Annotated in this window: 9 protein-coding genes; 6 read left to right on the top strand and 3 right to left on the bottom strand. The window is 52.4% G+C overall.

The genetic code is table 11. The features are described from left to right. Positions 1-8 precede the first annotated feature (8 nt). A complete protein-coding gene (locus ACN0YH_RS08495) occupies positions 9-1667 on the bottom strand; it encodes a hypothetical protein (protein WP_417379138.1) in 1659 nt (552 codons plus the stop codon). 304 nt (positions 1668-1971) lie between these two features. Next, positions 1972-2700, bottom strand: a complete 729-nt coding sequence (locus ACN0YH_RS08490) for an RraA family protein (RefSeq protein ID WP_417379137.1) — start codon at positions 2698-2700, stop codon at positions 1972-1974. Positions 2701-2812: 112 nt separating this feature from the next. Here ACN0YH_RS08490 and ACN0YH_RS08485 point away from each other — a divergent pair, with 112 nt between their 5' ends. Genes ACN0YH_RS08485 through ACN0YH_RS08470 form a run of 4 tightly spaced genes read left to right on the top strand, consistent with a single transcriptional unit; the run spans position 2813 to position 7614 of the window. Beyond that, positions 2813-3508, top strand: a complete 696-nt coding sequence (locus tag ACN0YH_RS08485; RefSeq protein ID WP_417379136.1) for a FadR/GntR family transcriptional regulator — start codon at positions 2813-2815, stop codon at positions 3506-3508. 36 nt (positions 3509-3544) lie between these two features. Further along, a complete protein-coding gene (locus tag ACN0YH_RS08480) occupies positions 3545-4393 on the top strand; it encodes an alpha/beta hydrolase family protein (RefSeq protein WP_417379135.1) in 849 nt (282 codons plus the stop codon). A gap of 33 nt (positions 4394-4426) precedes the next feature. Continuing rightward, on the top strand, positions 4427-5971 hold the full coding sequence (locus tag ACN0YH_RS08475) for a hypothetical protein (RefSeq protein ID WP_417379134.1): 1545 nt from the start codon (positions 4427-4429) through the stop codon (positions 5969-5971). Positions 5972-6000: 29 nt separating this feature from the next. After that, entirely contained in the window at positions 6001-7614 is a 1614-nt protein-coding gene (locus ACN0YH_RS08470; protein ID WP_417379133.1) for a hypothetical protein, read from the top strand. Positions 7615-7630: 16 nt separating this feature from the next. On the opposite strand, the gene ACN0YH_RS08465 is transcribed toward ACN0YH_RS08470, so the two are convergent. Then, positions 7631-10018 (bottom strand): dienelactone hydrolase family protein, encoded by a 2388-nt coding sequence (locus ACN0YH_RS08465; protein WP_417379132.1) that lies wholly within the window; start codon positions 10016-10018, stop codon positions 7631-7633. Between the two features lie 264 nt (positions 10019-10282). Here ACN0YH_RS08465 and ACN0YH_RS08460 point away from each other — a divergent pair, with 264 nt between their 5' ends. Both ACN0YH_RS08460 and ACN0YH_RS08455 read left to right on the top strand, forming a co-directional pair. After that, positions 10283-11701 carry a mechanosensitive ion channel domain-containing protein gene (locus ACN0YH_RS08460; RefSeq protein ID WP_417379131.1) on the top strand — a complete coding sequence of 473 codons (1419 nt, stop codon included), beginning with the start codon at positions 10283-10285 and terminating at the stop codon, positions 11699-11701. Between the two features lie 185 nt (positions 11702-11886). Beyond that, complete coding sequence (locus ACN0YH_RS08455; RefSeq protein WP_417379130.1) at positions 11887-13323, top strand: DUF1501 domain-containing protein; 1437 nt, start codon at positions 11887-11889, stop codon at positions 13321-13323. Positions 13324-13333: the final 10 nt, after the last annotated feature.

Here is a 13333-nt window from a genome sequence, read left to right as displayed (position 1 = left end):
TAACAAGCTTAATCCTGTAACGTGATTGCAAACACCTCAGCATTATTCAGATGCAGCCGCAGCATATATTTGCCCGCAGGCAGTTCCGTTAGAGCATGATTTTTCCAGTCGACTCGATGCGCCAGAGAATCTCCCGTTAATGGATTGCAATCTGCTTTCGTATAACCAGGAATCCGGAAGCCTTCTGCTGTCAGCACTTCCACCTGAATCTGTCCCGCTTTTGCATCTGCATTGACGGTGATTTCCTGAACGCCTTTCAGATCCAGGGGCTTGAGTGTGATTTGGCCGATGTTCCGGAGGGGTTTTTTTAATGTTGACTGCGCACTTAGTTCAACAGGTCGAATTCCAGCAAAGCGATCCAGGGGCAGAGTCGCCAACCCCACGCCGCTCTGCTGGCTGGCGTCGGTCAGCTTAGAACCTCCCCCAATCGCACCGCTGGTATAACCGCCGTAATAAAACTGAATCGAATCCTGAAGAAATACAGGCGTCGCATTCGTAAAAATACCTCCACTGGAGAATGGCTGTTGTGGAATGAACGACAATTCGCGACAGGGACGATTCCAGTGAATGCCATCGCGACTGATCATCAGTTCGATATGCATCAGGTCAGCTTTCGCACCAACGGTTTCTCCGCGTGCCCGCAGAATCTGGTTCAGGCAGAAGTAACAGTCGTGATAAAAAAAGACGGGTGAATTATGAAACTCCGTGTTGGCAGCGTCCTGATCATCGGGCGAACAGACGATTTCAGGAGCAGACCAGGATAGAAAATCTTGACTGTGGGAACGCGCCATCGCATGTTTCCAGGCCAGTCCTCCATCCGGTCCGTTCAGCCAGCATTTTCCGTAGACCGCGTACTCTTTCTGTTTCGGATCATAAAACACGTCGACCGCATCGGACATCGACAGCGGCAGCAGCCATTGCTTGCGCATGAATTTTTTGCGCTTGTCCCACTGTTCTTTATATGGATTTTCCTTAACGAGTAGAGGCTGTTGTGTACGCCCGCCATAGGCGGTCTGGTTGAGCGGATTGCGAGGAGATTTCGACCAGTGAATACCGTCGGGTGAAAAGGCGGCATGCCAGCCAGGCCATTCCTGTTTTTGGTCATCCGCAGAGAAATCGTAGTACAGCATCTTATACCGCCGCGCGGGATCTGTCTCATCGGGTTCAAACAGGACCGAGTTACAATAGCGGTCGCCGTAACCTCCAGATGCGAGCAGCACGATATTGGTTTCCGGAAACGTGCCTTCCCAGGGTTTTCGGTCTGTTTTGAAGTCATGCAGTTTCAGCATGGGTTTCGCGAATTGGATGCCATCTTCCGATTCAGCGTAACAGACCACGCAGCGATGCGTTTTCCGCGGATCACGTCCCCCGGCGTATGCCTGGTACCATAGCTGGTAGAGTCCGGTTTGTGGATTGCGATGAATGGAAGACCAGGCAATTGCCAGTTCCCACGGTTGATCTTCCCGGACGACCGGGTTCTCTTTATAAACGTTCGCGTGATAAAAAACGCGTCTGGTCCCCGCACGGTAGAGTATATGATGATCATCCACAAGCAGCAGTGTTCGAGCCTGTGGCTTCGCATCTTCAGCATGGCTGATACTGACTGCTGACAGCAGGCAGACGAGGAACAGGTTTAAAGCAAAATGCAGTTGTTCGATTCTTAACATCGTGATCAGTCCTGAAAAGAAACGGAGAATTATGTCATCGCATTCTCGAAGAATTCAGCAGCTTTGAGCGTTTGCTTTGGTATCAGGGTGATATAAAAGAGAGGGAGTGCTTTGGTTCGTTTGTGGGCCAGAGTATAGATGCCGCGTGATCTTTTCAATGGAAGACTTTTCCGTTTCAGCAGTGAAGATTGCGGATGAACCGAATCCAATGAGAATGGTGACTGCTGTCAGGTTACGAACCCAAATGATATTCATGCAGTTATGATACATGCTGAAACCCGTTCAAAAAATAAAATTATCGTTTTCAGGACTCTATCATGGTCTTTAATTCCACTTTCAGTGTGTTGAGGCGTGCGATCATTTCCTGAATGGCCCGCTGATGGCGAGGCAGATCTGCCGAACCTTCGCGCAGGGGATCGAGTACAATCGCTTCATGTTTGAGATACTGCTCACAGGCATAAGGAACAGCCGCCGCGATCTCCCTGGGAATCGTGACTACGCCGTTACAGTCTCCATGCAGTAAATCGCCGGGATATATTGTGAGTCCTCCCACTTCTACGGGTACGCCGGTCGCTTCGAAGTGGCAGTACCCGTGTCCGCTCATAATACCATTGCTGAAACAGGGGAATTCCAGTGCGCGGACATTATCAATATCGCGGGCGGCTCCGGATGTAATCAGCCCGACCGCACCAAAGGTTTTATAAGTCAGGCACATCCCATCGCCGAACGTGGCGCCTGCCGGGGGATCATCCAGATCCTGAAAGACAACCACCGCGGGGCCAGGTAATTCTGCAAACGAGTTGATCAGCCGGGCTGAAATTCCAGGGTCAACCGAGCTGTCTGCTGGTGCGGAGGAACGAAAGGTGGTCGTAACCGCGTAACCGACCATGGGAGGGAATTCCGGGAAGCAGGCTGCGATCTCCCGATTCAAATATCCCGCTGTCCGGGACCGTACCTCGAACAGTTCAATCGCGTTGCAGATCGTCGGGGTATCATATCGTCGCAACTCTGCCAGATCGGGAAGGGAAATCATGAGTGTTCTCAAAAATTGATTTGACATTAAAATTAGAATAGATAGTATTTAATCATAAATAAATCTGTTGTAAATCAAAAATCTAGTCTATATAAGAAAATAAATAGTATATATGGCGACGGAAATTAACTATCAGGTGACCCAGTCTGACGAGCTGGCGGAGCGGATTCGAGAGCGAATTCAGTCGGAACGGCTGGCTGACGGGGCGTTTTTCATGACGGAATCCGATCTGGCGGAAGAATACCAGGTTTCGCGAACCGTTGCTCGGGAAGCGGTCAGCCGATTGACGGCCATTGGCCTCTTGGAAGGCCGCAAACGCATCGGCCTGATTGTACGTCGTCCTGATCCTCTGCGACTGCTGCAACTCGGGTTACCTTCCCTGTTTGATTCGGAACAGGATGTTTCCGAGCTCTCGATGTTGCGGTATGTAGTCGAAATGGGAGCCGTCGATCTGGCGATTCGTAACGGCAGCGATGAGCAATGCCAGCAGCTCTGTGAACTGGCAGCTGAAATGGCAGCCGCGATTCGCAATGATCAGCCTGAACGGATTGCGGAACTGGACATTGCCTTTCATTCACTGCTATTGCAAATGACCTCTTCCACACTCATTGCCGGCATGCAGCGGGTGCTGGTGAATTTCTTTCAATCGGTATATCAGGAATGTCAACCCGATGAAACAACGGGCGAGCGGATGATCTGGGAACACCAGGAGCTGGCGGCTGCGATTAAGGATCGCGATTCCAACCGGGCCCGCACGATGATGCAGATGCAGTCACGTAACTGGTTAAACCAGAAAAAGACCACTTGAAATCTTACCTGCGGGTTTGACGTAAGGAACGACATCATGAATAAGCTCTCAACAGGACTGTGGCTGGGATTCGCTGTCAGTATTATGACGGCGAATCTGTCGGCAGCCGAGCCTGCTGTGGATCTGCATAAAACAAAAGAGGGAACGGTATTCGCGACTTGGGGGCCGCTACCCGACCAGGCGAAGCCGACATTGTTTATCCTGGCGGGGACGATGGAGAGTACCTTGGGAAGTCCCTATTTTCGACAGTGTGGAAACCAGTTGGCAGAAGCCGGATATTTGCTGGTTTCAGTAGATATTCCCTGTCATGGCAAAGAATTTCGTCCTCCCGAACCAACGGGTTTGAGCGGCTGGGCCTATCGTTGTGAGCAGGGGGATGACTTCGTTGCTGACAATAACAGGCGGCTCAGTCAGGTGCTTGATCACCTGATCAAAACGGGTCAGACTAATCCAGACTATGTCGGCGTGTGTGGGACTTCGCGCGGCGGTTATCTGGCATTGCAGTTTGCCGCCCATGATCCGCGTGTGAAGGGAGTTGCCGCGTTTGCACCTGTGACGGATCTGACTGTCTTAAACGAATTCAAATCGCGGGCTCAAAATGAAATGGTGCAGTCGTTGAGTATGGTTCGAAAGGCAGATCAACTGGCGGGCCGTCCTGTCTGGATTGTCATCGGCGATCGCGATCTTCGCGTGGGGACTGACGAATCAATTGAACTGGCTCGCAGTATTACCAAGGCCGGGCTGGAGAAGGGGGGGCCAAGTCACGTTGATCTGCATGTCATCGCGGAACCGAAAGGGCACACTGTTCCTGAGGGCTCAACCGATCTGGCGGCGAACTGGTTTCTGAAACGGGTGGGAACCCCTGATTCTCCTCCCGCAAAATAGACGTTTCGTTTTTCAATTCTTCAGGGCGTTTCCATGCGACGAATATTTCTGAGTCTGAATAAAGCCGGTTTGTATTATCTGTCAGTAGTGCTGATGCTGCTGATCAGTAACACTGCCATTGCCCGCGACATTTACGTCGACCCTGACCAGGGGAACGATGCTGCTATCGAGGGACCCTTCAAAACAATTCGACAGGCAATTCGCATCGCGGAACCCGGCGACACGATTCACCTGCTGCCCCTGGTTTATCACGAGTACGCGGGTTTTTATGGCAAGCAGGGCACACCCGAAAAGCCGATCATCCTTGATGGACATGGTGCGACCCTGGAAGGCTCAGACCCGATTGATCTGACACAGTGGGCAGAAGTCAAACCGGACCTGTATCGCTGTGAGAATCTGATGCCAGCTTTGAGTGATGCAATTTTGCAGCGCTGGTTTTTTCTCTGGAATGGCAAGATGGTTCATATGGGCCGCACATCGAAAGGTCCGAGTGAAGAATTCAAAAAGCCTGAAGACCTGCAACCGGGGGAATGGACGTTTGTGAAACAGACAGCACCAACCGGGCAGATAGAACGGGCAGAAAAGAGTTCTCAGGTCACCGGTGCCTTTTATTTAAAACTCTCGTTGGGAGCCCAGCTGAGTGAGCAGAATCTTCGCATCCCGGTACGATCCGCCGGCGTGCAGTTTGGTGGTTCGGGAAAGAATCACAACGCGCATCTGGTGATTCGTAATCTGACCTGCACTCATCCCTATAACGACGGATTCAATATCCACGGACATTGTGAAAATGTGCTGTTTGAGAATATCCGCGCGATTGAATGTGGTGATGACGGGATCAGTGCCCACGAAACAGCCGAGTACCGTGTGGATGGGTTTGTCTCAATTGGCAACTCGACAGGGATCTGTGACACCGGAGCCAGCCGCACCAGTTACAACCGAGTCTTTATCCGCGACTGCCTGGGCTTCGATCTGTTTTTTCTGGATACAGGCCGCTATACGCTGACCAATTCGGTCATACTTTCTTCGGCGGTGCGAACATTGACTCTGGTGGGCCGCGATGATCCGGATCAGCCCTGTTCACTGACAATGAAGAATGTCTTCATCCGTCGGGTGGCCGGTAAAAATGAAGTCCGCGTTTCCCGTAATTGTGTGCTGAACGCCAGTTTTTTGACGCTGATGGGGCTTAACTTTCAGGCCACCGGTGGTGAGGTGAGCCTGCATGATTCTTTGATTGTGAGTGCTCCTGCACTGCAGTCTTTGAACCCGGCCTATAATTATCTGACTAAAAGTGCCAAAGCAGCGGATCTTTTAAACCCGGAACTGCTGATCTGGAAAGATGTCAAATGGACGGCAGATCGAAACTGCTATGAACTGCAGAGCCTGCGAGTTGATAAAACATTCTTTACTCCCACACAGTTCGGTCAGTTTCAACAGCTGACCGGACAGGAGCAGGAATCAAAGTGGGTCAGCAGTGTCACTGCTGAGACCGGCTTCGGCGCTGATCTGGCAAAACTGAAACAGTCTACAATTCCAGAAAACGAACTTGAAACTGAACGTGTACGAACTCTCCTTCCCTGATGAACCTGAATAAAAACGAAAGAGAAACGATGCCTGCCTCACCATTCTCTACTTTAAAACGATGCATTACAGCCTGTCTGTTAATTGTATTACTCTTGGGAATATCTGCCGGGCTTTCCGCCCAGACGGTTTCAGTGGACCGCGGTCCGGAAGTGGATGAAGCGGTTTTTTTCTCATTCGATGACCACGCGATTCCCTGGCGGAACAATCTGCAGCTGACACCGGTGACGGCGGAGAAGCATCCTGCGAATCCCGTGCTGCGACGTGGACCGGAAGGAGCCCCCGATCACGGACATGCGATTCTCTATGGCAGCGTGATGTACATGGACGGGAAATTTCGCATGTGGTATCTCGGGATGTTCGAGACCGCGATTAAAAGTGGCCAGGCGCCCGGCTGGTGGCGACCCATGTGTTACGCCGAGAGTGATGACGGGATCCACTGGACGAAACCCAAACTCAATCTGGTGGAATTCAATGGAAATAAACAGAACAATATCTGTCTGATCAAGTCGGAAGTCCCCGCGCTGGCCAAGGTGAATGATTTTCTGAGTGTGATGTATGATGCCAATGACCCTGACCCCAAGCGCCGTTTTAAATGTGTCTATATAGCACATCCCCCGTTTGCTGAGGTGCGTGGCGGGCGGAGTAAAATCGGGCCGAACGAAAGTCGCTGGGGCGCTTTCGTCGCCGCGACCAGTGCCGATGGCTTAACGTGGGATGTTGTTGGTGACCGTCCCATGAATGCGGGGGGCGAACGGTTCGAAGTCTCCAGCCTGTATCAGTTCGGTAACTTTTATTATGCCAATGGTCAGCTGCTTTCGCCCTGGACCTGGCGGATGGACGGTTCTGATGTCGGTCGGGTGATGCTCGCTTACCGGTCTTCTGATTTTGATCACTGGTCCCGCGCGAAAGCACTTTCCTTTGCTCGACCGGGCCAGTTGACGGCGACGCCGATACCCGGTCAGCAGACACATATGGGGGCGGGAATCTGGAATCGGGGGAACGTCCTGGTCGGCTTATATGGGATGTGGCAGGATGCCCCTCAGAAACCACCAAAAGGCGAACATTGGAACAAAGGAGTGACAATTGATCTGGGACTGGTCGTCAGCAATGATGGAATTCACTTCCGCGAGCCCGTTCCCGATCATAGTGTCATCGCCCGAGGAAAGCAGGGTGAGTGGGATGATATCGCGCTGCTGCAGGGACATGCGTTCGTCAACCGGGGGGATAAGACGCTGATGTGGTATTCCCATTGGGATACCGGCGGAAAACTCAAGAATATGGAAATTGGCCTGGCGACCCTCAGGCGAGACGGTTTTGGTTACCTCTCGCCCAAGGTCGAAGACAGCTCAGCCCACTTTGTGACGGCTCCCTTTGAAACCAGGGGAGATCTCAAACTGTTTGTGAATGTGGAAGGGGTCTCAACAGAGAATCCCTTAACGGTGGAGCTGGTCGATGAATTCGACAAACCTCTGACCGGTTACTCCGGCAAAGATGCTGCCCGCGTCACGCAACCGGGAACCCGTACGCCGATTGTCTGGTCTGGAAACAATCCGTTACCGGCCGACAAAAAACTGGCAGCGCGGGTTACATTTCCCCATTCCACAGAGACGAAGTTTTATGCTTTGTATGTCGGCAAGTAAAACGGTCTGTGATTCATTAGTTCGAATCTTTGGGGAGGGGCCAGTTCAAATGCTTGTGTAAAAAGTCGTAAGTACCCTGTTCATGAATGGCATGCGGTCCTTTAATGAATTCGAGTTCCTGTCGATCGCCGATCCCCAGTTTTGCCTGATAGAGAAATCGTACCTTGGCATATTCCTGGGCGACGCGGTCATCAGGTTCGACGCCATCAAAGTGACCGCGTTCCACCATGAAGGGCCGCGGACAGATGAGCGCGGCCATCTCTGCGTAGTTAAACGTGCTGCCCAGGTTCCATTCGAAGATTTCATATTCCCCTTTATTGGCGTAACTGTATCGCAGCGAGCGCTGGTCGGTGGCGGCATTCTTCCAGACCCATTCGCCGAAATCAGCAGAACAGATCGAAAGGGCGTAGTTCTTGACCAGCGGCGGAATTCGCATGGCTGATTTTCCGCCGTAAGAAATTCCGTAGAAGCCGATTCGTTTTTCATCGACAAAGGGCAGTGTCGAAAGCCAGTCTGTGATCTGCTGATGTTGCGGAACTGCGATGGAGAACAGGGTGCGCCCAATCGACTGTGATTTGAATTGCAGTGTGCGAAAACGATCGAATAGAACATACGGGTTCTGGGGTGAGAAGGTGATGAAGCCTCGTTCGGCCAGATGCGTGGCGAAGGACTTGTAGGCGCGATATCCTTCCTCGCCGACCGTGTGCTGCGGACGTCCTTCCAGACCATGCTGGCAGACGACGACGGGCCGCTGTTCTGAACCGTCCAGTTTCATGTCTTTAGGTAAGGTCAGAATGCCATACGCGGTGACGTCGGGGAAGACATCCATTTCGACTTCGTAGCTGATCGTCTTCGGGCCGACCTGGTATTTCCTACTGCGGGCATTATCGGGGAGCAGTTCCAGGTCAAAGGCGCCGATCACGTCATCGCGAAAGATCTTACGGTAGGGTTCCACTGATTTCTCAAAGTTTTCCAGCGAATCGGTTTTAAGGTCCTTCATGAATTCGATGCGGCTTTCGTAGGCCAACTGCAGCAGACGCTGATTATGTCTGAGGATTTCAGCCAACTGTTCGTCATGTCGTTTGCTTGCCTGTGCACGTGATTTGAGTTCGAGTGGTTTGGAGACCGCTGCCAGTCTGGCATCAGAGTCCAGGCTCTGAATCAAAGCCGTCAGTGTTTCCTGAGAGACAGGGACTTTGGAATCCACGAGTGTCAATGTGGGTGCCTGAGGTTTTAAAGCGGCGGTGAATTCACGTGCTCGCGCGACTTCGGTTTTGACTTCGTCTTTATCGGGAACCAGCAATCGACCCGGCTTGCCTTTCAGGGCGGTATAACCGTCCTGCTTAACTTCCAGTTCGCCCCAGGCAGTCGTTCGGAAACCATATTCGGGATACATGCCCGATTCGATAATCAGCGTACGCGGAGCGACGAGGCTGGCGATTTCCGCATCACCGAATACATTGAGCAGGCCGAAGACATTCCGGTCGGCAGGTTCTTCCCAGAGAAACTGTCGCGAACTGAAATAGCCGCAGACAGCCGCGGCATCGATGCGCGGATCCAGGGCTGCCGCATACAACGCCAGCCGTCCCCCTTCACCCCAGCCAATGACTCCGACAGGGCGTTTCTCATCCTCGCTAGTCTGTTTCAAAATGCTGACGCCCGCCATGACTTTCTGAGTTTCATAACCGACGAGTGTACGGCCCAGTTCGAAAGCAGGGCGGTGCGCCCATTCGCGGTTACTCATTTTCCATTGATTGGTTTGTCGATTGATCAGCGTGGGAATCAACACGCGAAATCCGGAACGTGCGAGTTGCTGCGCATACGCGTCTGACGGGTTTTTCGCAGAGACCAGATCTTCGGGAAGTTGATCAGCTTCCGGGATCGCGACGATGTCGCCGTGAATCTTTCCTTTGGGGACCAGCAACAGGCCGGTGCCCTGCATGTCATCCAGAGTCGGCCAACTGACTTCGTAGAGTGAGAATTCGTCCGATGGCTGGTCGGAAGAATCGCCAATATAAGATATGCGTCCGGTAACAAGTGGGTCGGTCAAGCCGAGCATGGCGGAGAGTTCCGCCTGTTTGTCGGCGATCGATTTTGCATAGGCTTCCGGAGAAGAGAGGTCCCGGCTCCACAGCTTCGGTCGTTCCTTGGCTGCCTGCGCGATCTGTTTGAGCAGGAACTTGTCGATACCGGCAATCATTTTTTCGCTGAGATCGCCCGGGTAAATGAGTGGTTTTGTATGAGGAAGAGGACGCGGATCGGGGGCCGGCTGCAAAACTGCCCAGGGAGGAGCATCTGTTTTTTCGCCTGCATGTGACTGTGAGAGTAGTAGTGTGAGCAGACTGACTGAAAGCGAGGCGAAGGTGACAAGAGGGGACAAACGCAGTATGCTTAAGATTTTCATGGAGATTCCCTGGCTGGATTCAGTTCCGTGACTTGTAAGGATCCGTATCATATGATGATACCCCTGCCACCGCAGCAGGGGCAATCAATAGATCTGATTTTTTCTGATTTGAAAGATCACTCTCAATTGAATTGTGTTAAACAAGATCGGATTTAAAAGCTGGTATTGGATGTACTTTGTCTTACCTGGCCGCATTGTGGCATCATCTTTTGATGTTGAAGTGATTTTTAATTTGAAATTCAAATCGAAAGCGGGAGTTGTTGAATGATCACTGTTAGCAGAGTGCTGGTGTTTCTGCTGGTCTCTGGAATCTGCTCGCTCGTCTGTGTTGCGCAGGAGAAGACGCCTGAAGAGCCTGTCCAACCGCCTCCATCCGAGACGCTGCCCGCTCCTAAAGCGGTCAATGTGACGCCCGCTGTCGAAGATTACGAAATCTCGATGCGACTGACGCGCATTCTCAAAGCGACAGAATGGTTTGAAGAACCTCTTGTCGAAGTTGATGAGGGGGTCGCTTTTCTGTCGGGATCAACCGATGATGAAAAATACCGTCAATGGGCCGGTGATCTTTCCCGGAATACACAGGATGTTGTCGCTGTCGTCAACCGGATTGAAGTCAGGCAGCCGGACCTGTTTGACCTGAGTGCCTCCTATGGCACAGTCAAATCGATTATGCGAAAGACTGTGCAGTCCATTCCCATCATACTGGCGGCGCTGCTGGTTCTGCTGTTCACTTTTATAATGATGTTTATCTCAGGACGTATTGCCGATTATACGATTCTCAGCCGGTTTCAGAATAAGCTGCTGCGTGGGGTGGTTCGCAAAGGGCTGTTGCTGCTGGTCTTTCTGCTTGGTATTTATTTAGTGTTGCAAATTGCCGGTCTGACGCGGCTGGCGGCAACGGTACTGGGGGGAACAGGATTGTTCGGACTGATCGTCGGGATTGCATTTCGGGATATCGCTGAGAACTTCCTCGCCAGTATTCTGATCAGTATGCAAAATCCGTTTCGCTATGGTGATCTGATTGAAGTGGAGGGGATACTGGGCTATGTGCAAAGGGTTAATACGCGTGGCACACTGTTAATGTCCATGGATGGAAATCACATCCAGGTACCGAATTCGATTATTTATAAGAGCAAGATTCTGAATTATACCTCGAACCCCAAAGTGCGACTCGATTTTCTGGTGGGGGTAGGCTACGACGTACCCATTAACGAAGCGCAATCCATCGCCAAAGAAATATTGGAATCTCATCCGGCAGTGCTTGACGATCCCGAACCGACGGTGCTGGTGGAGGGACTGGGGTCTTCGACTGTCAATCTGCGTCTGTATTACTGGATCGACGGCCACAAATTCAGTGTGTTGAAAGTCAATTCCTCGATGATGCGGCTGGTGAAGACTAAGTTTGAAGAACGGGGATTCTCCATGCCAGACGACGCGCGGGAAGTGATCTTTCCCCAAGGGGTGCCTGTGACGATGGTATCCGCGAAGGAAGAGGAAGGCGCAGAAGCAACTCCCTCTCAACAACCGGCTCAACCACCATCCCGCTCGCCGGTTGACATTCAGGATGAGGAGACCGTCACCGAAGCGGAAGGCAGCCTGGCCAGTGAATACAATGAGCTGGAACGACAGAGTCAGCAGGCACGCGACCCGGAAGAAGATTCAACCGATCTGCTGTCTTCATGAGTGGATACTGAGAGACCAGTGGAAGGTATGTATTTTGTTTTTGGTTGTGCACAGAAAAAAATTGATCTTCTGCGCTGAATTCACTAGACTGGAGCCATTCCACAAATATCCTTCACAGACAGCGGCTCAAAAAAACTGTCGAGGGATGCCTTTGATTGTCACTGACTCCGAACGGAGCTGAATTTATGCTGACAGTGAATGGATATGCGAAGCAGGTTTGTTCGGGTCTGACGCGGCGCGAGGCGTTACAGGTTGGGGGAGCGGGTTTATTCGGATTGAGTCTGCCGGGTGTGCTGGCTGCGGAAGAAGTTGCGGGTGCGTTTCAGAACGGGCGGGCGAAGTCGGTGATATTTCTATTTTTGTTTGGTGGTCCCAGTCAGTTGGAATCATTCGACATGAAGCCGGAAGCCTCCAGTGGCATTCGCGGCCCTTTTCATCCCATCGACAGCCGCACGCCGGGCCTGCACATCAGCGAGTATCTGCCTCAGACCGCAAATATCTCAGACAAGCTCTGCGTGATCCGCACGATGACGCATCCGCATAACGATCATAATGCCTGCCATTACATTCAGACGGGTCACAAGTGGACGCGTTCTTCCGCCGATGGGGGCGATGTCAATGCCCGGGGGACCGACTGGCCGGCGATGGGAAGTGTCGTCGAATACCTGTCCCGGCGGAGTCCCGATGCGCATCAACGTGCGCTGCCTGATTATGTCTATCTGCCCAATCGACTGGGAGTACTGCAGGGGCTGGAACGAACCGGACAACATGCGGGCTGGCTGGGGTCGGCTTATAACGCATTCGCCACCGATATTCGCAAACGCAATGCCGCAGACAATCCCTACTTTCGTGACTGCACGGATGCGGAACTGGATTTCCGGATTCGCGGTCTGGCGACGAAGGAAGAGATGACCCTGGATCGATTGAATCGTCGCAGCAGTCTGCTGCAGCAGTTTGACCAGGCCAATCGGGATTTTCACGAAGATCATCAATACAAAAACTATGATCGCATCCAGCAACGGGCGTTGTCGCTGGTGACTTCAGAGAAGATGCGGTCTGCGTTTGATATTCAGCAGGAATCAGCAAAACTGCGTGACCGCTACGGGCGGCATCTGTTTGGTCAGTCGACTTTGATGGGGCGGCGGATGATTGAAGCGGGAGCCCGTTTTGTGACCGTCTGCTGGGACGCCCCCGATGGTTACAGCTGGGACTCGCATCGCAGTGCCCATCATCTGCAGCATCACCTGCTGCCCGGATTTGACCAGGCGTATTCCGCGCTGCTGACCGATCTGGAAGAGCGGGGTCTGCTTGATGAAACGCTGGTTGTTGCCGTGGGCGAAATGGGGCGAACTCCCAAAGGGACTGCGGCGTGGGGACGCGGACACTGGTCGCATTGTTTTCCCTGTCTGCTGGCGGGCGCGGGAGTCAACGGAGGGATTGTGTATGGTACCTCCGATGCAGAGGCCGCTTATCCTGCGGACCACCCGGTCAGCCCGGAAGACCTGGCGAAAACGATTTATTGGTCACTGGGCATTGATCCCGAACTGTTTCTGCCTGATCGCGAAGACAGACCAATCCCCATCATCGAAAGCGGCACACCTCTCAAACAGTTGTTTGGGTAAGCTCGCAGCG

Source organism: Gimesia sp. (genome assembly GCF_048262075.1).
Taxonomy (GTDB): domain Bacteria; phylum Planctomycetota; class Planctomycetia; order Planctomycetales; family Planctomycetaceae; genus Gimesia.
The sequence above is the reverse complement of the archived record's forward strand: the minus strand, read 5'-3'. Positions and strand labels throughout refer to the sequence as shown.